The sequence below is a fragment of the Xanthobacter sp. SG618 genome (assembly GCF_012932745.1).
In the GTDB taxonomy this organism is placed as follows: Bacteria; Pseudomonadota; Alphaproteobacteria; order Rhizobiales; family Xanthobacteraceae; genus Xanthobacter; species Xanthobacter flavus.
Window position 1 is genome coordinate 346,776 of record NZ_JABBHL010000003.1, and the last position, 20,026, is coordinate 366,801.

The 20,026-nt window shown below is 70.0% G+C and carries 20 protein-coding genes; 15 read left to right on the forward strand and 5 right to left on the reverse strand.

What is annotated here, in order from left to right:
* Window positions 1-118 precede the first annotated feature (118 nt).
* The 6 genes from glyA (at window position 119) to phnE (FHT36_RS10990) (ending at window position 7,441) form a co-directional block, all read left to right on the forward strand.
* Window positions 119-1,393, forward strand: coding sequence for a serine hydroxymethyltransferase (gene glyA, locus FHT36_RS10965; RefSeq protein WP_169122536.1), 1,275 nt, complete (start codon window positions 119-121; stop codon window positions 1,391-1,393).
* A 252-nt stretch (window positions 1,394-1,645) separates the two neighbouring features.
* Window positions 1,646-2,905, forward strand: a complete 1,260-nt coding sequence (locus FHT36_RS10970) for an amidase (protein WP_169122747.1) — start codon at window positions 1,646-1,648, stop codon at window positions 2,903-2,905.
* 741 nt (window positions 2,906-3,646) lie between these two features.
* A complete protein-coding gene (gene phnC / locus FHT36_RS10975; protein WP_169122537.1) occupies window positions 3,647-4,459 on the forward strand; it encodes a phosphonate ABC transporter ATP-binding protein in 813 nt (270 codons plus the stop codon).
* Between the two features lie 86 nt (window positions 4,460-4,545).
* Window positions 4,546-5,454 carry a phosphonate ABC transporter substrate-binding protein gene (phnD, locus tag FHT36_RS10980; protein WP_169122538.1) on the forward strand — a complete coding sequence of 303 codons (909 nt, stop codon included), beginning with the start codon at window positions 4,546-4,548 and terminating at the stop codon, window positions 5,452-5,454.
* A 245-nt stretch (window positions 5,455-5,699) separates the two neighbouring features.
* Window positions 5,700-6,584 (forward strand): phosphonate ABC transporter, permease protein PhnE, encoded by an 885-nt coding sequence (phnE, locus tag FHT36_RS10985; RefSeq protein WP_169122539.1) that lies wholly within the window; start codon window positions 5,700-5,702, stop codon window positions 6,582-6,584.
* Complete coding sequence (gene phnE, locus FHT36_RS10990; protein ID WP_169122540.1) at window positions 6,581-7,441, forward strand: phosphonate ABC transporter, permease protein PhnE; 861 nt, start codon at window positions 6,581-6,583, stop codon at window positions 7,439-7,441. Before phnE (FHT36_RS10985) ends, phnE (FHT36_RS10990) begins: the two co-directional genes overlap by 4 nt.
* A 231-nt stretch (window positions 7,442-7,672) precedes the next feature.
* Here the strand turns inward: phnE (FHT36_RS10990) and FHT36_RS10995 are convergent, their stop codons facing one another.
* Both FHT36_RS10995 and phnF read right to left on the reverse strand, forming a co-directional pair.
* Window positions 7,673-8,314, reverse strand: coding sequence for a pyridoxamine 5'-phosphate oxidase family protein (locus FHT36_RS10995; protein ID WP_169122541.1), 642 nt, complete (start codon window positions 8,312-8,314; stop codon window positions 7,673-7,675).
* A gap of 62 nt (window positions 8,315-8,376) precedes the next feature.
* Window positions 8,377-9,177, reverse strand: coding sequence for a phosphonate metabolism transcriptional regulator PhnF (gene phnF / locus FHT36_RS11000; RefSeq protein WP_169122542.1), 801 nt, complete (start codon window positions 9,175-9,177; stop codon window positions 8,377-8,379).
* Window positions 9,178-9,321: 144 nt separating this feature from the next.
* On the opposite strand from phnF, the gene phnG reads away from it, so the two are divergent.
* The 8 genes from phnG (at window position 9,322) to phnN (ending at window position 16,192) form a co-directional block, all read left to right on the forward strand.
* A complete protein-coding gene (gene phnG, locus FHT36_RS11005; protein WP_348644429.1) occupies window positions 9,322-9,819 on the forward strand; it encodes a phosphonate C-P lyase system protein PhnG in 498 nt (165 codons plus the stop codon).
* The gene (gene phnH / locus FHT36_RS11010) at window positions 9,819-10,445 is read left to right on the forward strand and encodes a phosphonate C-P lyase system protein PhnH (RefSeq protein ID WP_169122543.1); all 627 of its coding nucleotides are present in this window, start codon (window positions 9,819-9,821) and stop codon (window positions 10,443-10,445) included. The genes phnG and phnH overlap by 1 nt, the downstream gene beginning before the upstream one ends.
* Window positions 10,446-10,448: 3 nt before the next feature.
* Entirely contained in the window at window positions 10,449-11,645 is a 1,197-nt protein-coding gene (locus FHT36_RS11015; RefSeq protein WP_169122544.1) for a carbon-phosphorus lyase complex subunit PhnI, read from the forward strand.
* Window positions 11,646-11,674: 29 nt separating this feature from the next.
* On the forward strand, window positions 11,675-12,697 hold the full coding sequence (locus FHT36_RS11020; protein WP_246702190.1) for an alpha-D-ribose 1-methylphosphonate 5-phosphate C-P-lyase PhnJ: 1,023 nt from the start codon (window positions 11,675-11,677) through the stop codon (window positions 12,695-12,697).
* On the forward strand, window positions 12,694-13,473 hold the full coding sequence (phnK, locus tag FHT36_RS11025; protein ID WP_169122545.1) for a phosphonate C-P lyase system protein PhnK: 780 nt from the start codon (window positions 12,694-12,696) through the stop codon (window positions 13,471-13,473). The genes FHT36_RS11020 and phnK overlap by 4 nt, the downstream gene beginning before the upstream one ends.
* Before the next feature lie 95 nt (window positions 13,474-13,568).
* Window positions 13,569-14,357 (forward strand): phosphonate C-P lyase system protein PhnL, encoded by a 789-nt coding sequence (gene phnL / locus FHT36_RS11030; RefSeq protein WP_169122546.1) that lies wholly within the window; start codon window positions 13,569-13,571, stop codon window positions 14,355-14,357.
* 108 nt (window positions 14,358-14,465) lie between these two features.
* Window positions 14,466-15,602, forward strand: a complete 1,137-nt coding sequence (locus FHT36_RS11035) for an alpha-D-ribose 1-methylphosphonate 5-triphosphate diphosphatase (RefSeq protein WP_169122547.1) — start codon at window positions 14,466-14,468, stop codon at window positions 15,600-15,602.
* Window positions 15,599-16,192 (forward strand): phosphonate metabolism protein/1,5-bisphosphokinase (PRPP-forming) PhnN, encoded by a 594-nt coding sequence (phnN, locus tag FHT36_RS11040; RefSeq protein ID WP_169122548.1) that lies wholly within the window; start codon window positions 15,599-15,601, stop codon window positions 16,190-16,192. Before FHT36_RS11035 ends, phnN begins: the two co-directional genes overlap by 4 nt.
* Before the next feature lie 15 nt (window positions 16,193-16,207).
* On the opposite strand, the gene FHT36_RS11045 is transcribed toward phnN, so the two are convergent.
* Window positions 16,208-16,906, reverse strand: coding sequence for a TIGR00266 family protein (locus FHT36_RS11045; RefSeq protein ID WP_169122549.1), 699 nt, complete (start codon window positions 16,904-16,906; stop codon window positions 16,208-16,210).
* 98 nt (window positions 16,907-17,004) lie between these two features.
* On the opposite strand from FHT36_RS11045, the gene FHT36_RS11050 reads away from it, so the two are divergent.
* On the forward strand, window positions 17,005-18,051 hold the full coding sequence (locus tag FHT36_RS11050) for a hypothetical protein (protein WP_169122550.1): 1,047 nt from the start codon (window positions 17,005-17,007) through the stop codon (window positions 18,049-18,051).
* A gap of 407 nt (window positions 18,052-18,458) precedes the next feature.
* Here FHT36_RS11050 and FHT36_RS11055 read toward each other — a convergent pair whose 3' ends face one another.
* Both FHT36_RS11055 and FHT36_RS11060 read right to left on the reverse strand, forming a co-directional pair.
* The gene (locus FHT36_RS11055) at window positions 18,459-19,199 is read right to left on the reverse strand and encodes a FadR/GntR family transcriptional regulator (protein ID WP_246702159.1); all 741 of its coding nucleotides are present in this window, start codon (window positions 19,197-19,199) and stop codon (window positions 18,459-18,461) included.
* 64 nt (window positions 19,200-19,263) lie between these two features.
* On the reverse strand, window positions 19,264-20,019 hold the full coding sequence (locus tag FHT36_RS11060) for an SDR family NAD(P)-dependent oxidoreductase (RefSeq protein WP_169122551.1): 756 nt from the start codon (window positions 20,017-20,019) through the stop codon (window positions 19,264-19,266).
* Between the last annotated feature and the right edge of the window lie 7 nt (window positions 20,020-20,026).

A 20,026-nucleotide genomic window follows, 5' to 3' on the forward strand; every position in this document is an offset into this window, starting at 1 on the left:
CTCGCGCCCCTTTGCCATGACGCCCGGAAGACCGGGGAAGGCCCCCACCCCCGCCCCGTCTCCCGCGACGGGAGAGGGAAAACTTTGTCCGAATAACCCCCAAACAAGGAAACCGCCCATGACTCTCCACGTCTCCCCCGCCCCGGCCGGCAACACCGCCGTGTTCGATGCCATCCGCGCGGAGCTTCGGCGCCAGCAGGACCAGATCGAGCTGATCGCCTCCGAGAACATCGTGTCGGAGGCGGTGCTGAAGGCGCAGGGCTCGGTGCTCACCAACAAGTATGCGGAGGGCCTGCCGGGCAAGCGCTATTATGGCGGCTGCGAGCATGTGGACGTGGTGGAGGAGATCGCCATCGACCGCGCCAAGGCGCTGTTCGGTGCGGGCTTTGCCAATGTGCAGCCCCATTCGGGCGCGCAGGCCAATGCGGCCGTGCTGATGGCGGCGCTCAAACCCGGCGATACCCTGCTCGGCATGTCGCTGGCGGCCGGCGGCCACCTCACCCACGGCGCGCCGCCCACCCTCTCCGGCAAGTGGTTCAACGCCATCGGCTACGGCGTCGCGCCGGACACCGCCTTGATCGACTATGATGCGGTGGAGCGCCTGGCGCTGGAGCACCGGCCGAAGCTCATCATCGCCGGCGGCTCGTCCTATCCGCGCATCATCGATTTCGCCCGCTTCCGCGCCATCGCCGATCAGGTGGGCGCGCTGCTGATGGTGGATGCCGCCCACTATGCCGGGCTCATCGCCGCCGGGGCCTACCCCTCGCCTTTCCCGCACGCCCATGTGGTGACGACCACCACCCACAAGACCCTGCGCGGCCCGCGCGGCGGCCTGATCCTTAGCAATGACGAGGCGCTGGCGAAGAAGCTCAATTCGGCCGTCTTCCCCGGCCTGCAGGGCGGCCCGCTGATGCATGTGATCGCCGCCAAGGCCGTGGCGTTCGGCGAGGCGCTGACGCCGGAGTTCCGCACCTATGCCGCGCAGGTGGTCGCAAATGCCCGGGCGCTGGCGGCCCGGCTGTCGCAGCGCGGCGCGGCCATCATCTCCGGCGGCACCGACAGCCATATGGTGCTGGTGGACCTCAGGCCCTTCGGCGTCACCGGCAAGGCGGCGGAAGCCGCGCTGGAGCGGGCCGGCCTGACCTGCAACAAGAACGGCATTCCGTTCGATCCTGAGAAGCCGGCCGTAACGTCCGGCATCCGCCTCGGCACCCCCGCCGGCACCACGCGCGGCTTCGGCGTCGCCGAGTTCGAGACGGTGGCCGACCTGATCGCCGACGTGCTCACTGGCCTCGCGGCGAACGGTGCCGAAGCCAACGGCAAGGCCGAAGTTGCGGCGCGGGCGACCGTGCGCGACATCTGCACCCGCTTCCCGCTGTATGCGGGGATGTGAGGCGCGAGGCACCGCCCTCCTCCCCTCTCCCCTCGCGGGAGAGGGGAGGAGGGTGAGGGGGCGGGCTTTTCCGAAAGCGCCGGCTCGTCCCCTGTCGGCGGATACCCCCGCCCCGACCCTCTCCCGGACGCAGAGAGCGGGTAGCCGTGGAGAGAGCGGGTAGCCGTGGAGCGCCCTCGCCCCGCCATTGCGTCGGCGGCGGGGGTTGCGCATGGTGGCGGCCCATGGATGCCGCAGAGTGAGCGCATGAGCCTGCTTTCCGCCCGAGATCTTGCCGCCGATATCCGTTCCGGCCGCACCACGCCTGAAGCCGTGCTCGAACAGGTCGCCGCCGCCATCGCCGAGCATGAGGGGGCGGTCGGCGCCTTCGTGACGCTCAATATCGATTCGGCTCGCGCCGCCGCCCGCGTGCCCGGCCTCGCCGCGATGCCGCTGGCCGGCCTGCCGGTGGGGGTGAAGGACATCCTCGACACCCGCGACATGCCCACCACCTATGGCAGCCCCATCTATGCCGGCTACCGCCCGCGCACCGACGCGCCGGTGGTGGCCATGACCCGCCGGGCCGGCGGCCTCGTCGTGGGGAAGACCGAGACCACCGAGTTCGCCTTCCTCCAGCCGACGCGTACCCGCAATCCGCGCCGCCTCACCTTCTCGCCCGGCGGCTCGTCGGCGGGGTCGGCGGCGGCGGTGGCGGCGGGGATGCTGCCGCTGGCGCTCGGCACCCAGACCGGCGGCTCGGTGATCCGCCCGGCTGCCTTCTGCGGCGTCACCGGCTACAAGCCCACCTTCCGCCTGCTGCCGACGCTGGGCATGAAGACCTTCTCCTGGCATCTAGACACGGTTGGCCTGTTCGGCGCCCGGGTGCGCGACGTGGCCTTCGCCGCCGATGCCATCGCCGGCCGCGGCCTCGATATCGGGGACGAGACCGCCGAGGCGCCCCGCATCGCCATTGTGCGCACCGCCCGCGCCAGCGTCGCCTCTCCCGACGCCCACGCCGCGCTGGAGGCCGCCGCCCGCGCGGCCGAGGCGAGGGGCGCCCGCATCTTCGATCTGGAATTGCCCGAGGCGCTGGAGGCGGCCGACACCATCCACGGCACGGTGCAGGACTTCGAGGCCGCGCTCGCTTTGGGCGACGAGCTCACCTACGACGGCGACCGCCTCTCGCCCCTGCTGCGCAGCCATCTGGAAGCCGCCCGCGCCATTCCGCCCGATCTCTATGACGGCGCGCGACGCACCGCCAAGCGGGCGCGGCATGCACTGGGGGATGTGTTCGCGGAGGTCGACGCCATCCTCACCTTCTCCGCCCCCGGCCACGCACCGGAAGGCTTCGCCTCCACCGGCTCGGCCATCTTCAACCGGCTGTGGACGCTCATGGGCTGCCCGGCGATCAACGTGGCCGGCCTATCCGCCGCCAACGGCATGCCCGTGGGGGTGCAGGTGGTGGGGCGTTTCGGGCGCGATCGGCAGGCGCTGGCCGTCGCCAACCTCGTGGAAGCCGCGATTACCGCCTGATATGCAGTATTCCACCGCTGCGTACCGTGCGCCGCAGCGGAAGGGAAAGCGTAGAGGGGGGCTCGACTTGGCCCCCGCCCTGCCAAATAAAGTCATGCGCTGCAACACTTTGCAGCGGCGATGCAGCACAACTTACCTCTTTTCGCAGTCTGAGAGTTTGTTAAGGTTCTCTCAAGATCGACCCTGCGAGGCAAAAGGTGACATTCGGCCATCTCCTCACCGTGATCGAGACGTGCGCGGCCTTCGGCTTCGTTGGCGCTGTGCTGCTCGGTCTGGTCTGAGGTCAGGACCCGCCACCGCCCTCTTGGGACCCGAGAACAGCAATAACCGGGGTCCGGTCGATCGAAGGCGCCGGGGAGCCAACCTCCCCGGCGCCGTTCGTTTCTGAGTCCGGCAACACGGGCAGTCGCGCCGCCGGATACCGCCGTCTTTTGCCTGCCCATCATGACAGGGCGTTGACACCGCACGGCGCGGGACGCCCATCGCCGTCATAAACCGCCTGTCACACGGCGATGCCGCGACCGTCGACCCAACCCCCGCCGGCGCCGCCCGACCCAACGCAGAAGCGCGGCGCGGGATCGTCACATGGGTGTTGTGGAGCCGCGCTATCGAAGGGCCGACGCGCTGGCGTGGATCGTTTCGGCTCAGGCCGACCGATTCTCCGCCGGCCAGTGATCGAGACCGCGCTGACCGGCCGGCTTGCCCTGCAAGCGGGCCGGCGCGTGCTCTGGGAGCCTCCGGATGCTGGTGATCGAGGGCCTCACCCGACGCTTCGGCGACAAGGAGGCCGTATCCAACGTGAACCTCGCCATCGGCCAGGGCGCCTTCGTGGGCGTAATCGGCCGATCCGGGGCCGGCAAGTCCACCCTGCTGCGCATGGTCAACCGCCTGCAGGACCCTTCCTCCGGCCGCATCTCCTTCGACGGACGGGACGTCACCGCCCTCAAGGGCCGCGCCCTGCGCCAGTGGCGCGCCGAGGCGGCGATGATCTTCCAGCAGTTCAACCTGGTCGGCCGCCTGGACGTGCTGACCAACGTGCTCATGGGCCGCCTCGCTACCGTTCCCGCCTGGCGCGCCCTCACCAAGAGCTGGAGCGCGGATGACCGGGCCATCGCCCTCTCCGCCCTCGACCAGTTCGACATCGCCCCCCTCGCTGCCCAGCGCGCCGACAGCCTTTCCGGCGGCCAGCAGCAGCGCGTCGCCATCGCCCGCGCACTGGCGCAGGAGCCGGCGCTGATCCTCGCCGACGAGCCCATCGCCTCGCTAGATCCGCGCAACACGAAGATCGTGATGGATGCGCTCCTGCGCATCAACAAGCACTTCGGCATCACCGTGCTGTGCAACCTGCACTCGCTCGACCTCGCCCGCACCTATTGCGACCGCCTCGTGGGCATGGCGCAGGGCCGCGTGGTGTTCGACGGCGCCCCCGCGGCGCTGACCGAGCAGGTGGCGCACGATCTCTACGGCCTGGAGGCCGGCGAGGTGATGGACATGCCCGCGCGGCGTCCCGTCGCCGCCAACGACGGCATCCCCGAAGCGGCCGCGCTCGCCTGAGCGCGTGCCTTCCGCGCCGACCCGCGACCGCGGGCCGGCCGACCCTGCTTGCCCAATTTCGATTTCGTCCGACAGGAGCACGAGACATGCTGAACCGTCGTAGCCTGATCGCGGCCGCCGCCGCGCTCGTGATGTCCGCCGGCGCTGCCGCCGCGCAGGACGGGAAGGCGAAGTATCCCGAGCTGGTGTTCGCCATCATCCCGGCCGAGAACGCCTCGGGCGTGACCGAGCGCTTCCAGCCGCTCATGGACTACCTGTCCAAGCAGCTCGGCACCAAGGTGACGCTCCGCATCGCCAACGACTATGCCGCGGTGATCGAGGGCCAGCGCGCCGGCAACATCCACATCGCCTCCTACGGCCCCTCCTCCTTCGCCCGCGCGCTGATGACCGGCGCAAAGATCGATGCCTTCGCCATCGAGGTGAACCTCGACGGCACCAAGGGCTATCACTCGGTGCTCTACGTGAAGGCCGACAGCCCCTACAAGTCCATCGAGGACCTGAAGGGCAAGAACCTCTGCCTCGTCGATCCCAACTCCACCTCCGGCAACAACGTGCCGCGCTTCGCCCTGAACAAGATGGGCCTCAAGCCCGACGAGTTCTTCGGCAAGGTGGTCTATGCCGGCTCGCACGAGAACGCCGTCATCGCCGTGCAGCAGGGCACCTGCGACGCCGCCTTCAATTGGTGGAACGACGAGCAGGAATCCAACCTCAAGCGCATGGAGCGCAAGGGGATGGCGAAGTACGACGACTTCCGCATCATCTACAAGTCCGACCTGATCGTGAACTCGCCCTACGCCTATCTCTCGGACCTGCCCTCCGACCTGAAGGCGAAGATCCGCGAGGCCTTCTTCTCGATCCAGCAGAACGATAAGGGCGCTTTCGACAAGATCTATGAAGGCAAGCAGCAGCCCTGGCAGCCCATCGACAACGAGGCCTATGTGCAGATCATCGAGCTGAACAAGTTCGTGGACGATCTGCGCAAGAAGAAGAACTGAGACTGACGCCCCCCGGCGAAGAAACGCGCGTCATGCCCGGGCTTGTCCCGGGCATCCACGTCGAGCCGCATGCGCGACGTTCCGCGGTGGCGTCCCGGCCGCGGGACGTGGATGGCCGGGACAAGCCCGGCCATGACGGCGGCTCCTAAGGCGCGGACGGCGCCCATCGCATCCTGCGTCTAGACGCCCCCCTTACCCCGGCCCCTCTCCCGCAAGGGCGGAGGGAAGGAACAGGCAGAGCCCACGTGTCCCACGCCATCACCCGGCTGCCCGACGAGCAGATCGCCCCGCTGATCGCGCATTACGATGCGGCGGTGCGGGCGCGGCGGCGGCATACGCTGATCGTGTTCGGCGTGCTTGCCGTGTGCATCGTCCTCGCCGCGTGGATGGGCGAGGTGAAGCCCTCCGTCTTCTTCGCCCATGCCGACCGGCTGCCCAACTATTTCTGGAGCATCACGCCGGTCCTGCACTGGGACACCCTCGGCGCCGATCTTTCCGAGTGGTACTGGAATCTCGACCACTGGCTGAAACTGCTGGTCGATACCATCATGATCGCCTATCTCGGCACCCTCATCGGCGCCATCGGCGGCTTCTGCCTGTGCTTCCTCGCCAGCGCCAATCTGGTGAAGAGCCCCTTCATCCGCCTCGCCGCGCGGCGCTTCCTGGAATTCTGCCGCACCGTGCCGGAGCTGGTGTTCGCCCTTCTCTTCGTGGTCGCCTTCGGCCTCGGCCCGCTGCCGGGCGTGCTGGCGCTGGCCATCCACACCATGGGCGCGCTCGGCAAATTGTTCGCCGAGGTGGTGGAGAATATCGACATGAAGCCGGTGGAGGGCGCCACCGCCTCCGGCGCCTCCTGGCTCACCACCGTGCGCTTCGCCGTGGTGCCGCAGGTGCTCTCCAATTTCGCCTCCTACGGCCTGCTGCGCTTCGAGATCAACGTGCGCGAGGCCTCCATCATGGGCTTCGTCGGCGCCGGCGGCATCGGGCAGGATCTCGTGGAGGCGATCCGCAAGTTCTATTACTCCGATGTCTCCGCCATCCTCCTCCTCATCATCGCGGCGGTGATGATCATCGATCTCGTCACCGAGCAGGTGCGCCACCGCCTGCTCGGCTTCGGAGCACAGCGATGAGCCGCGCCCGCATCCATCTCTCGGGCGCCGAGCGCGCGCGCCTTGCCGCCGCCCATCCGCACCTCGTCTCGCCGCCGGCCGGCACGCGGGTGCGCACCGGCGCGGTGATCGCGGTGCTCGCCGGCCTCGCCGCCTTCGGCTTCTGGCAGCTCGGTTTCAACTTCAGCCGGCTCGGCAGCGGCATCGCGCAGCTCGCGCATTTCGTCACGCTGATGATGCCGCCCGATCCCGGCACGCAGCTGCCGCTCTACATGCATGCTCTGGGCGAGACGCTGGCCATCGCCTTCCTGGGCACGCTGGGCGGCGCCGTCATCGCCTTCCCTTTCGGCTTCCTCGCGGCGAAAAACGTCATTCCCAACATCTTCGCCCATTTCGCCGTGCGCCGGGTGCTGGACACGGTGCGCGGCGTGGACCGGCTGATCTGGGCGCTGATCTATGTGACGGTGGTGGGCCTAGGCCCGTTCGCCGGCATCCTCGCCATCGCCACCGCGAGCTTCGCCGAGCTGGGCAAACTGTTCTCGGAGGCCGTGGAGGCGCTGGACCGGAAGCCCGTGGAGGGCGTCGTCTCCACCGGCGGCTCACCCGTGGAAGCGGTGCGCTTCGGCATGCTGCCGCAGGTGCTGCCGGTGCTGGCGAGCCAGCTGCTCTATTACTTCGAATCCAACGCCCGCCAGTCCACCATCGTCGGCATCGTCGGCGCGGGCGGCCTCGGCCTTCACCTGGCCGAGCAGATCCGCGTGCTGGAGTGGCAGAAGGTGTCGTTCCTCATCCTGATGATGCTCATCATGGTGGCGGTGATCGACTTCATCTCCTCCCGCCTGCGCTTCGCCATCATCGGCAAATCCCGCATCGGGTGAGGGACGGCCGGGGCCTTGCGGAAGCGTCGCGCGACGGGCACGGCCACGCGCTACCGGTCTCACCCCGTCATCCCCCGCCTTGTGCGGGGGATCCACTTCGGGGCCGGAGCGGTGTGTGGTTGTCCAAGCGTCCGGCCTGCAAGCACCCGGATTGCAAGCACCCGGATTGGCGGAGGGGTGGATGCCCCGGACAAGCCGGGGCATGACAACCCAACACGACCGGCGCCGCCCTCAGTACAGAATCTCCCGATAGCGCGCGACCATCTGCTCCTGGCTCTCCGGCGCCTCGTTGGCGAAGGACGAGGCGGCGCTGGCGGCGTCCTTGCTGGCGATCTGGTCGCGCAGCATCTCGCCCATGGTGGGCAGGGCGGAACGCTCCACCTGCGCCTCCGGCTCCCACAGACGCGAGCGCATGAAGGCCTTGGCACAGTGCAGATAGGCCTCCTTCACTTCCACCCGCAACACCGTGCGGGGCGCCTTGCCGGCGACGGTGAAGAGGCGCGTCAGCTCCTCGTCGTCATGGATGAAGGCGTTGCCGTTCACCCGCAGGGTCTCGTCCACGCCGGGAATGAGGAAGAGCAGGCCCACCTGCCCCGTGGCGAGGATGTTGGTGAGGGAATCCAGCCGGTTGTTGCCGGGCCGGTCGGGAATGAGCAGCTCCCGCTCGCGCGCCGCGACGAAGCCCGGCACATCGCCGCGCGGCGAGACATCGGCGGCGCCGGAGGCATCGGCCGTGGCGATGAGCACGAACGGGCTCAGCGAGATGAAGTGCCGGCAGTGATGGTCCAGCCGATCCAGCTGCTTGGCGACGCTGCGCCCCGCGGCGGAGCCATAGAGACGACGCAGGGCGGCTTCATCGGCGACAACGGCCATGGAACGGTATCTCCTTCGGGGCTACCTGTTTTTCGCGCAGAAGGTTTGGCCGACGCAAGCACCTAGGGCTTGAAAACCAGCTGGACCCGGTCCGCCGCGAAGGAGGAGCGGCCCCATTGCAGGGGCGTGCCGTTGGCCTCCACGTCGAGGCGCTCCAGCACCATCACGGCGCGGCCTGGAGCAAGGGACAGAATGTCCATCTCGCGCGGATTGGCGGGGCGGGCGGTGATGCGGGTCTCGCTCCGGCGGAAATCCTCGATGCCCAGCGTCGCCAGCGCCCGCGTCAGCGAACCGGTGGCTTCATAGATGAGATCGAGGTCGCGGCAGCGGGCGGCAGGAAACCAGGCCGAGCCGCAGGAAATGGGCACGCCGTCCGCCTCGTGGGTGGTCTCGATGCGCAGCACCGGCGTGCCGATGGCGAGCTGCAGCTCGCGCGCCACGTCCGCATCCGCCGCCTCCACCGTGGAGCCGCGGAACCGGCCGGAGGGCTCGCGCCCGCCCGCCGCCACGATCTCAGAGAAGCGGGTGCGCGGGCCGATGGGATAGCGCAGCGGCGGCTCCTTCACGAAGGTGCCCCGGCCCGCCGTCGCCTCGATCAGCCCGGCCTCGGAGAGGTGGGAGAGCGCGCGGCGCAACGTGTGGCGATTGACGCCGAAGCGCTCGGCCAGGTCCGCCTCCACCGGCAGCCGCACGCCGGGCGCGAGCACGCCCGCGAGGATCTCGGCCTCCAGCTTCTCCGCGATCTGCCGCCAGAGGGTGACGCCGCTGCCGCGCGCGACGGAGCCGGCGGGCGCGGCGCCCATGTCGTCCTCCGTCATCGGGCTGTGACCGTCGGCGGCGAGACTGCGCGGCGCACCAGACATTCCTGCCTCCCCAACCCCGCCCCGGGAAATCGCCAAGGGCGCAGATACCTTCTTGCGCATTTGTATAGACTACTATACAAACTATGTCCAGCAAGGCCCCGCGGTAGCGTTTGCGCCAGGGTCAGGGACATCTGGAGGCCGCCCGTGAGGTCCGAACCGCCCCGCACCGAGCCACAAATCGCCGCCGTTGCCGACCCCGCCGTGGAGCAGGCCGCGCGGGAGGTGATGATGGGTCTTTATGCCCGCGCCACCCGCGCCGAGCTTCAGGCCGCCGTGGAGCGCTTCCAGCCCCTGCCCCAGCTCAAGAAGCTGCGCCCGGCCGAAGCCGGCCTCATCATGGTGCAGGGCCGCACCGGCGGCGACGGCGCCCCGTTCAACCTGGGCGAGGCGACCGTGACGCGTGCCGCCGTGCAGCTCGCGGGCGGCGCCACCGGGGTCTCCTATCTGCTCGGCCGCGACCCGGCGAAGGCGGAGGCCGCCGCCATTCTCGATGCCTTGTGGCAGGACGCGGCGCTGCGCCTCGCCGTCACCGATGCGCTCACCCCCGTGCGCCGGCGCCTCGCCGTGGAAGCGGCGATCGCGGCGGAGGAGACGGAGGCGACCAAGGTCAATTTCTTCACCATGGCGCGGGGAGAAGACTGATGACCGCCCCTGCCCTCGCGGCGCCCCTGGCCGCCGGCTTCGCCGATCCGGTCCACGACGCCCAGCGTAGCTTCGCCGCGGTGATGCGCGCCATGGCGGAGCCCGGCCTTGCCGTGCCGCTGGCGAGCGACCTCGACCCGCCCGCCCCGCTCTCCCGCGAGGCCGCCGCCTGCGCCCTCGCCTTGCTGGATTATGAAACGCCGGTGTTCCTCGACGCGGCGCTCTCCGCTGCGCCGGCGGTGGCCGCCTTCCTGCGCTTCCACACCGGCGCGCCGGTGGTGGACGACCCCGCCGCCGCGCGCTTCGCGCTGATCGCGGATGGCGCGGCGCTGCCCGACTTCGGCGCCTTCGCGCAGGGCGAGCCCGACTATCCGGACCGCTCGGCGACGCTGATCGTGCAGGTTCAGGAGCTAGGCGCCGGTGCCCTCGCTATCGCAGGTCCCGGCATCAAGGGCCATCGCGGCTTCTCCGCCGCGCCGCTGCCCGCCGACCTGGCCGCGCGGCTCGCCGCGAACCGCGCGCTCTACCCGCTCGGCATCGACCTCATCCTCACCGCGCAAGGGCCTGACGGACTTGGGGCTGTTATGGGCCTGCCGCGCTCGGTGAAGCCCGTGATGGAGGACTGATCCATGTACGTGGCCGTGAAGGGCGGCGAGGCCGCCATCCGCAATGCCCACGCGCTGCTCGCCAAGCGCCGCCGGGGTGAGGAAAGCGTGCCGGAGATCGGGCTCGACCAGATCGCCGGCCAGCTCTCCCTCGCCGTGGACCGGGTGATGGCCGAGGGCTCGCTCTATGACCGGGAGCTGGCGGCCCTCGCCATCAAGCAGGCACGGGGCGACCTGATCGAGGCCATCTTTCTCGCCCGCGCCTTCCGCACCACCTTGCCCCGCTTCGGCGCCTCGGTGCCGGTGGATACGGGCGCCATGCGCATCGAACGGCGCATCTCCGCCACCTTCAAGGACCTGCCCGGCGGGCAGGTGCTCGGCCCCACCTTCGACTACACCCACCGCCTGATGGATGAGCGGCTGGCGACCAAGGCCGAAGGCGCCCCCTCTCCCCTTGCGGGAGAGGGCTGGGGTGAGGGGGAGGAGCGCCGGGAGTTTGGCGCTGTTCCCACGGATGGATCACACCCCTCACCCCCGGCCCCTCTCCCGCAAGGGGAGAGGGGGGAAACCCGGATGCCCCGCGTCACTGACCTGCTCGGCGGCGAGGGGCTCATCGAGCCCTCACCGGCCGATGACGGCACGCCGCCGCGCGACCTCACCCGCGAACCCCTCTCCTTCCCAGCCGACCGGCCGCTGCGCCTGCAGGCGCTGGCGCGGGGCGACGAGGGCTTTTTGCTGGCGCTCGGCTATTCCACCCAGCGTGGCTATGCCCGCACCCATCCCTTCGTGGGCGAAATCCGCTTCGGCACGGTGGAGGTGAGCCTGCATGTGGAGGAACTGGGCTTTGCTGTGCCCCTCGGCGACATCGCCGTCACCGAGTGCCAGAGCGTGAACCAGTTCAAGGGCTCGGCCACCGAGCCACCCCAGTTCACCCGCGGCTATGGCCTCGTCTTCGGCCAGAGCGAGCGCAAGGCCATGTCCATGGCGCTGGTGGACCGCGCGCTGCGCTTCAAGGAACTGGGCGAGGAAAAGAGCGCCCCGGCGCAGGACGAGGAATTCGTCCTCTCCCATTGCGACAACGTGCAGGCCACGGGCTTCGTGGAGCATCTGAAGCTGCCCCACTACGTGGACTTCCAGGCCGAACTCGACCTCATCCGCCGCATGCGCGCCGAGGCCGAGACAGCCCCCGGCACCGAGGACATGAAGGAGGCCGCCGAATGAACGCGCCCGCCACCGCGCCGGCCTCTTCCATGCCGGCCATCACCTACAATTTCGCCTATCTCGACGAGCAGACGAAACGGATGATCCGCCGGGCCATCCTGAAGGCCATTGCCATTCCCGGCTATCAGGTGCCCTTCGCCTCGCGCGAGATGCCCATGCCCTACGGCTGGGGCACCGGCGGCGTGCAGGTGACGGCGGCCATTCTCGGCGCCGACGACGTGCTGAAGGTGATCGACCAGGGCTCGGACGACACCACCAATGCGGTGGCCATCCGCACCTTCTTCGAGACCACGGCCGGCGTCGCCACCACCACGCGCACGCAGGACGCCACCATCATCCAGACCCGCCACCGCATCCCGGAGGCTGAGCTGAAGGCGGGGCAGACCATCGTCTTCCAGGTGCCCATCCCCGAGCCGCTGCGCTTCCTCGAACCGCGCGAGACCGAGACGCGCCGCCTGCACGGCCTCGCCGATTATGGCCTGATGCAGGTGAAGCTCTATGAGGACATCGCCCGCCACGGCCACATCGCCACCACCTACGCCTATCCGGTGAAGGTGGAGGGCCGCTACATGATGGACCCTTCCCCCATCCCGAAGTTCGACAATCCCAAGATGAATGACAGCCCGGCGCTCCAGCTGTTCGGCGCCGGACGCGAAAAGCGCATCTATGCCATCCCGCCCTACACGCAGGTGGTGTCGCTGGATTTCGAAGACCATCCCTTCAAGGTGCAGGCCTTCAAGGAGCCCTGCGCCCTGTGCGGGGCGACCGGCGTCTATCTCGACGAGGTGATCCTCGACGACAAGGGCGGGCGCATGTTCGTCTGCTCCGACACCGACCATTGCGCCACCCGCCAGGCCGATGGGCACACCGGGACCATGAGCGCGCCATATGGCGCTCAGCCCGCCCCCCTCACCCCCAGCCCCTCTCCCACCAGGGGAGAGGGGGGCAACCCTACCGGCATTCCCTCTCCCCTTGCGGGAGAGGGTGGATCGCGGCCCAGCCGCGAGACGGGTGAGGGGTTCGCCACAGGCGAAAGCGGAGAGGCGCGATGACGACCGACACCCCCCTCCTCACCGCCCAGGGCCTTGCCAAATATTACGGCCACCGCCTCGGCTGCCGCGACGTCGACCTGACCCTGCACGAGGGTGAGGTGCTCGCCATCGTCGGGGAAAGCGGCTCCGGCAAGTCCACTTTGCTCGGCCTTCTCTCCACCGAGCTTGCCCCCACCGCCGGGCGCGTCGCCTACCGCATGCGGGACGGCGAGACGCGCGACCTCTCGAGCCTCTCGGAAGCCGAGCGCCGGCTGCTGCTGCGCACCGACTGGGGCTTCGTGCGCCAGCATGCCGAGCAGGGGCTGCGCATGGCGGTCTCGGCCGGCGGCAACGTGGGCGAGCGGCTGATGGCCGTGGGCTGGCGCCACTATGGCGACATCCGCAGCGAGGCCACCGACTGGCTCTCCCGCGTGGAGATCGCCGCCGAGCGCATCGACGACGACCCCCGCACCTTCTCCGGCGGCATGCGCCAGCGCCTGCAGATCGCCCGCAACCTCGTCACCCGCCCCCGCCTCGTCTTCATGGACGAGCCGACCTCGGGCCTCGACGTGTCGGTGCAGGCGCGCCTGCTCGATCTCATCCGCCAGCTGGTGGAGGAATTCGGCCTCGCGGTGGTCATCGTCACCCACGACCTCGCGGTGGCGCGGCTGCTCTCCCACCGCATCATGGTGATGAAGTCCGGCCGCGTGATCGAACAGGGCCTCACCGACCAGGTGCTCGACGACCCGCGCGAGCCCTACACCCAACTCCTCGTCTCCTCGGTGCTTGCGGCATGATGATCGAGACTTTCGTGTCCCGGCCAAGTGAAGCGCCACATGTGGCGCGGAACGCGAGCCGGGACCCAGCGCAACATTCCGCCGAAGGCGCTTCCATGCCGAACACCGCTTCCGCTTTGCCTGCTGCGCAGGAGTCCTGCGCTGGGTCCCGGCTCGGCGCTCCGGCTGCGCCGTCGCTGGTCCGGGACACGCAGGACCTGCTTCTCCGCGTCGAAAACCTCGCCAAGAGCTTCACCCTGCACCTGCGCGGCGGGCTCACCCTTCCGGTGGTGTCCGGCGTCACCTTCGAGGTGCGCGCCGGAGAGTGTGTGGCGCTGGGCGGGCCGTCGGGGGCGGGGAAAAGCTCCATCCTCAAGATGGTCTACGGCAATTACCGCATCGACGCCGGCTCCGTGCGCATCGCCGATGGCGCGGCGTTCGCCGAGGTGGCGGGCGCCGAGCCGCGGCAGATGCTGGCGCTCCGGCGCACCCGCGTCGGCTATGTCAGCCAGTTCCTGCGCGTAATCCCGCGCGTCTCCACCCTCGACGTGGTGGCCGCGCCGCTACGCGCCGAGGGCGTGGACGAAGAGACCGCCAAGGCCCGCGCCGGCACCCTGCTCGCCCGGCTCAACCTGCCGGAGCGCCTGTGGTCGCTGCCGCCCGCCACCTTCTCCGGCGGCGAGCAGCAGCGCGTGAACGTGGCGCGCGGCTTCATCGGCTCCCAGCCGCTGCTGCTGCTGGACGAGCCCACCGCCTCGCTGGACGCCGCCAACCGGCAGGTGGTCATCGACCTCATCCGCGAGAAGAAGGCGGCGGGCGCAGGCCTGCTCGGCATCTTCCACGATGCCGAGACCCGCGAGGCCGTCGCCGACCGGGTGGTGGACGTCACCCGTTTCGAAGCCTGATCCCACGCCCGCGAGCCCGGCTCGCGGGTCGAGCCCGCGCGGCGCCTGAGCGCCCCCTCGGCGCCGGTCGAAGACCGGGGCCGCTGGACTGATCCCGGAGCCCCTTTCATGAGACAGGTTTTCGCCAATGCCCGCCTCGTCCTCGCCGACGAGATCGTGTCCGGCCATGTGAGCGTGACGGACAGCGTCATCTCCGCCATCGGCACCGGCGTGGTGCCGGCCGGCGCCGAGGACCTGGAGGGCGATTATCTCCTGCCCGGCCTCGTGGAGCTGCACACGGACCATGTGGAGGGCCACCTCGCCCCCCGCCCCAAGGTGCGCTGGAACCCCCTCGCCGCCATGCTGGCCCACGATGCGCAGATCGCCGCCTCGGGCATCACCACCGTGTTCGACTCGCTGCGGGTGTGGCCGGACAAGAAAGCGGTGGGCATGGACGGCGACGCGCCGCTCCTTATCGCCGCTCTGGAGGCGGCCCGCGCCGCCGATGCGCTGCGCGCCGACCACTTCATCCACCTCAGGTGCGAGGTGCCCACCGACACGGTGGTTCAGGACGCCGAGGCGATCCTGAAGAAGACGCCCGTCCACCTGATCTCGCTCATGGACCACACGCCCGGCCAGCGGCAGTTTACGACCATCGACCAGTTCCGCTCCTATTACATGAAGAAGAGCGGCATCAGCGCCGAGGAGATGGACGTGATCGTCACCTCGCGGCTCGACTTCCACGAGCGCTACGCCCGCGAGAACCGCGCGGGGCTGGTTGCGCTCGCCCAAGCCCACCGCTGCGTGGTCGCGAGCCATGACGACGGCACCCCCGAGCATGTGGCCGAGGCCATCGGCGACGGCGTTGCCATCGCCGAATTCCCCACCACCGAGGAGGCGGCCCGCCTCTCCCACGAGGCAGGCATCCGCGTGCTGATGGGCGCGCCGAACCTCGTGCGCGGCGGCTCCCACACCGGCAACGTCTCGGCGGAATCGCTGGCGCGCGGCGGCAGGCTGGATATCCTCTCCTCGGATTATGTGCCCTCCTCGCTGCTCTGGGCGGCGTTCGACCTCACCCGCCGGGTGCCCTCCATCGCCCTGCCGGAAGCGGTGCGGATGATCACCAAGACCCCGGCCGAGGTGGCCGGCCTTGCCGATCGCGGCGAGATCGCGCCCGGCCGCCGCGCGGACCTCGTGCGGGTGGCTTTGGCCGGCGACATGCCGGTGGTGAAGGGCGTGTGGCGGGAAGGACGGCGCGTGGCATGACGAACACTGCGGCCGGCGCAAGGGAAGGCGACAGGTTCGGCCCCGGCACCCTGCTCCTCGTGGTCGGTCCCTCCGGCGCCGGCAAGGACACCCTCATCGACATCGCCCGCGCGCGCTTTGCCGGCGACGCGCGGGTGCTGTTCGCACGCCGCCTCGTCACCCGGCCTTCGGGCACGGGCGAGGCGCATGGCACGCTGTCGGAAGCCGAGTTCGACGCGCTGCTGGCCGAGGGACGCTTTCCCCTCTCCTGGCGCGCCCATGGGCTCAGCTACGCCCTTGGACCGGAGGTTGCCGAGGTGATCGCCCAGGGCGGCGTCGTGGTGGCCAACGGCTCCCGTGCCACGTTGCCGGAGGCCCGCCGCCGCTTCGCGCGGGTCAGGGTGGTGCATGTGACGGCGCCGGTGCCGGTGCGCGCTGCCCGCCTTGCCATGCGCGGCCGCGAGAGCGCCGACGACATCGCCGAACGCCTCGCCCGCGCGCCGGAGCTGGACGTGGCCCCGGACCTCACCATCGACAATGTGGGCACCCCCACCGAAGGCGGCACGCGCCTCGTGGCCTTCATCGCGGAGGAACTGGCCACGGTCGCCTGACCGCGGCCGACTTCCTCACCGCCGCTCGCCGGCCGGCAGATAGGGCTGGAGCGCGTGGGCGAGCTTGGACGGGGTGAGCGACTGGAGCCACACCGTGCCGGGCCCGGCGAGGCGGGCGAGGAACAGGCCGTCGCCGCCGAACAGCATGTTCTTCACACCCCGCACGGTGGTGATCTCGAAGGCGACGCTGTCCTCGAACATGCCCACATGCCCGGGATGGACCAGAAGATCCTGCCCCGGCTGCAGCGTATAACTGACGATCTCGCCGCCCAGCTCGATGAAGGCCGAACCCTCGCCCGTAAGGTGCTGCAGGATGAAGCCGTCACCGCCGAAGACGCCGGCGCCCAGCGATTGCTGCACCCCGACGCCGATGGAGAGCGTGGGCGCCCCGGCAAGGAAGCCGTGGCGGTGGATGAGATAGCCGCGCCCCGGCGCCACCTGCATCTCGAAGATGCTGCCGGGCACCGTGGCGGCGAAGGCCACCAGCGCCTCCCCGCCCTCGGCGGTGAACTCGGTCATGAACAGGCCGCCGCCGCCCAGCGCGCGGCCGATGGCGCCGAAGAAGCCGGTCGAGCCGCCGGTGGCCGTGGTGGTGCGCATGGCGACGTTGGACGTCATCCAGGAGAGGCGATCCGTCTCGGCCAGCACGGTCTCGCCCGGCGCCAGCGTGAAGGTGAGCACGGGCAGCGTCGTTCCGGAAATCTCGTGGCGCATGTTTTCTCTCCCGGTAAGGCCGCACCGACATTAGGGTGAGGAAAACCGCACGCAAGCGGCCGCTTCCGGCCAAGCCTGCAACAGCTGAGGAAAAGCCCATGCGCGCCGCCACGCTCCCGCTCCTCGCGCTTCTCGCCACGCCCTTCATGGCGCTCCCTGCGCTGGCGCAGCAGCCGGCCTTCCTGCCCTATCTCAATACGCCGGCCGAGGGCGCGCCCATCCTGCGCCCGCCGACGCTCTCACTCTCTATCAATGGCGGGCCGGCGCGCCGCGCGATCATGGATACCGGCTCCACCGGCGTGGTCGTCTCGGCCAGCGCCATCCCCGGCTTCGACCAGCTGACGCCCCTCGGGCCGGGCGAACTCACCTACACGTCCTCCGGCCGCATCATGCGCGGAGTGAACGTGATGGTGCCGGTGACCGTCGCCGGGGCGGACGGCACCAGCGTCACCACCCAGCCCATCCCGGTGCTGGCGGTGACGCGCATCGACTGCCTGCGCAATGCCCGCAGCTGCCGCCCCATGGATGCGCCGCGCCGGGTCTCCATGCTCGGCATCGGCTTCGCCCGGGCCAAGGATCGCCAGCCGGGTGCGGGGCCGGGACGCAACCCCTTCCTTAACGTGGCCGGCATGGGCACGCCCGCCTTGGGGCGCGGCTATGTGGTGACGCGGCGCGGCGTGCAGGTGGGGCTGGCGAAGGATACCGGCGGGGCCTTCCAGAAGGTGAAGCTCGCCAGCGACCCCGCCACCGGCGACTGGCAACCCGTCCCCGTCTGCCTCGCGCTCAACGCCCGCACGCCCGCCGCCTGCGGCACGCTGCTGCTCGATACCGGCGTGTCCATCATGTACCTGACCCTGCCGCCGGCGCAGACGGACGGCCTCGCCGTGCCCGGCCTGCGCGGCGGGCGCGTGGTGGCGGACGGCGCCAGCCTTGCAATATCGCCGGGCGCGGGCCAGCCGGCGCCGGCCTACGGCTTCACGGTGGGCGACCGCGGCAATCCGGTGACGCCGCAGCGTGTCATTCTCGTCGGACGCGGCGACCGGCCGCCCTTCGTCAACACCACCGTGCGAGCGCTGAACGCCTTCGACTATCTCTTCGATGCGGATGCCGGAGAGGCCGGGTTCCGGGCGGTGGGCGGGCGATAGGGGCGAACAAAGGACGAAAACAGGCATCCGCCTGATTCGGTCACGCCCCGTTCCTGCTGCGTGCGCGCAGCGGCCGAGCCCCTGTGCCATCTCGGGACAGAGGACTGCTAACGCACCGCCTATCCCCCCGTCATGGCCGGGCTTGTCCCGGCCATCCACGTCGGGCCGACAGGGCAATCGTCCGATGATTATCCCCCAGCCCCTCCACGTGGATGCCCGGGACAAGCCCGGGCATGACGCCGGTGAGGTACGGCGCCAGAGCGACCTCTACCAGCAACAGTCGCCGTGCCGTGAAAAGCGCTGGGGTGCGAACAAATCCCGAAAACCGGCCGCCGCCTGATTCGGTCACGGCCCGTTCCCGCTGCGTCCCCGCCCGGCCCAAACCACTGTCCCGTTCCGGGACAGGCTCACGGCTTCAGATAGAGCGCGAGCCGCGTGGCGGCGTTGCGCAGGTGCTCCTCGGCGGCGGCGCGGGCGGCGGTGGCGTCCTGCCGCTCGATGGCGGAGAAGATGGCCACGTGTTCGTCCTGCACCGCCTGGGCGAGGCCGCCGAGGCGGGCGGTGTTGGCGCGGGCGGTGCGGATGAAATGGCGCACCCGGTGGTCGAGAAACTGGGAGAGGTCGCGGAAATAGGGATTGCCCGTGGCCTCGACGATGGCGCGGTGGAAGGCCATGTCCTCGTCCACCCCCGGCTCGCCGCGAAACACCGCTGCCTGCATGGCCTCGAGCTGGTCATGGATGCGGCCGAGATCGTCCGTGGAGCGTCGCACGGCGGCATGGGCGGTGGCATTGGCCTCCACCGCCATCAGCAGCTCCACGATGGCGCTCATCTCCGCACGGTCGCTGAGATCGGCGATTTCCAGCCGGAAGGAGGAGGCGGCGCCGGGATCGGCGACGAAGGCACCCGCACCCTGCCGGCTGGTCACGAGGCCATCATGCTTCAGCCGGCCCACCGCCTCGCGGACGATGGGGCGGCTGACGCCGTAGGTCTCCGACATCTGGTGCTCGGTGGGCAGCTTCTCGCCGGGCTGGAGGCGACCGGAGGCGATTTCCTCGCGCAGGCGCTGGGCCAGCGTGTCGGCGAGCGAGGGCGCGCGGCCGAGAATATCGCGGGGCATCGCGCGGGGCGTTTCGCGGGGTTCCGCCATCCTTGTTTCCTCACCTCCGCCGGCCGTTTGCGAAGGGCGCCGTGCTGGTACGGCACCCTTCGGCTCAGCTCGCAATATAGAGACCACCATTCACGTGCACTGTCTCGCCGGTGACGAAGCTCGCCCAGTCGGAGGCGAGGAAGGCGACGACCCGCGCCACCTCCTCCGCCGTGCCGAGCCGCTTCAGCGGCGTATTGGCGAGAAGCGCCCCGCCATTGGCCGCCATCAGTGGGCGCACCATGGGCGTGTCGATGAGGCCGGGAGACACGGCATTCACCCGCACCTTCGGCGCCAGCTCCTGGGCCAGCGTGCGCGAGAAGGTGAGCACCGCCCCCTTGGCCGCCGCATAATCCGCATGGGTGACACTGCCGCGATGCCCGGCCATGGAGGCGACGTTCACGATGGACGCCCCCTCCGCGAAATGCGGGATGGCGGCGCGGCAGGTGTAGAATACCCCGTCGAGATTCACCGCGATGCCGGTGCGCCAATAGTCGTCGCTCATCTCCGCCACGCGCCGCTCGCGATAGAGGCCGGCGGAGGTGACGAGCACGTCCAGCGCGCCGAACCGCTCGGCCAGCGCCGTGAGCGCGGCTTCGGCCTCCTCCGGCTTCGCCGCATCCTGGCGCAGCGGGAGCGCGCGGGCGCCGGTGGGGTCCAGCTCCGCCGCGAAGGCGGAGACGCCCTCGAGGTCGAGATCGGTGAGCACGCAATTGGCGCCGAGGTCGAAGAACACCCGCGCGATGGCGCGGGAGATGCCGCCGTTCGCGCCGGTCATCAGCAGGGTCTTGCCGGTGAAATCGAAACACGTGGAAACGGACATGGCGCGC

Coding starts and splice junctions, on each gene's coding strand:
- glyA (WP_169122536.1), top strand. CDS start 119: ATGACTCTCCACGTCTCCCCCGCCCCGGCCGGCAACACCGCCGTGTTC.
- phnC (WP_169122537.1), top strand. CDS start 3,647: ATGCTGGTGATCGAGGGCCTCACCCGACGCTTCGGCGACAAGGAGGCC.
- phnD (WP_169122538.1), top strand. CDS start 4,546: ATGCTGAACCGTCGTAGCCTGATCGCGGCCGCCGCCGCGCTCGTGATG.
- phnE (WP_169122540.1), top strand. CDS start 6,581: ATGAGCCGCGCCCGCATCCATCTCTCGGGCGCCGAGCGCGCGCGCCTT.
- FHT36_RS10995 (WP_169122541.1), bottom strand. CDS start 8,314: ATGGCCGTTGTCGCCGATGAAGCCGCCCTGCGTCGTCTCTATGGCTCC.
- phnF (WP_169122542.1), bottom strand. CDS start 9,177: ATGTCTGGTGCGCCGCGCAGTCTCGCCGCCGACGGTCACAGCCCGATG.
- phnH (WP_169122543.1), top strand. CDS start 9,819: ATGACCGCCCCTGCCCTCGCGGCGCCCCTGGCCGCCGGCTTCGCCGAT.
- FHT36_RS11015 (WP_169122544.1), top strand. CDS start 10,449: ATGTACGTGGCCGTGAAGGGCGGCGAGGCCGCCATCCGCAATGCCCAC.
- FHT36_RS11020 (WP_246702190.1), top strand. CDS start 11,675: ATGCCGGCCATCACCTACAATTTCGCCTATCTCGACGAGCAGACGAAA.
- phnK (WP_169122545.1), top strand. CDS start 12,694: ATGACGACCGACACCCCCCTCCTCACCGCCCAGGGCCTTGCCAAATAT.
- phnL (WP_169122546.1), top strand. CDS start 13,569: ATGCCGAACACCGCTTCCGCTTTGCCTGCTGCGCAGGAGTCCTGCGCT.
- FHT36_RS11035 (WP_169122547.1), top strand. CDS start 14,466: ATGAGACAGGTTTTCGCCAATGCCCGCCTCGTCCTCGCCGACGAGATC.
- phnN (WP_169122548.1), top strand. CDS start 15,599: ATGACGAACACTGCGGCCGGCGCAAGGGAAGGCGACAGGTTCGGCCCC.
- FHT36_RS11045 (WP_169122549.1), bottom strand. CDS start 16,906: ATGCGCCACGAGATTTCCGGAACGACGCTGCCCGTGCTCACCTTCACG.
- FHT36_RS11050 (WP_169122550.1), top strand. CDS start 17,005: ATGCGCGCCGCCACGCTCCCGCTCCTCGCGCTTCTCGCCACGCCCTTC.
- FHT36_RS11055 (WP_246702159.1), bottom strand. CDS start 19,199: ATGGCGGAACCCCGCGAAACGCCCCGCGCGATGCCCCGCGATATTCTC.
- FHT36_RS11060 (WP_169122551.1), bottom strand. CDS start 20,019: ATGTCCGTTTCCACGTGTTTCGATTTCACCGGCAAGACCCTGCTGATG.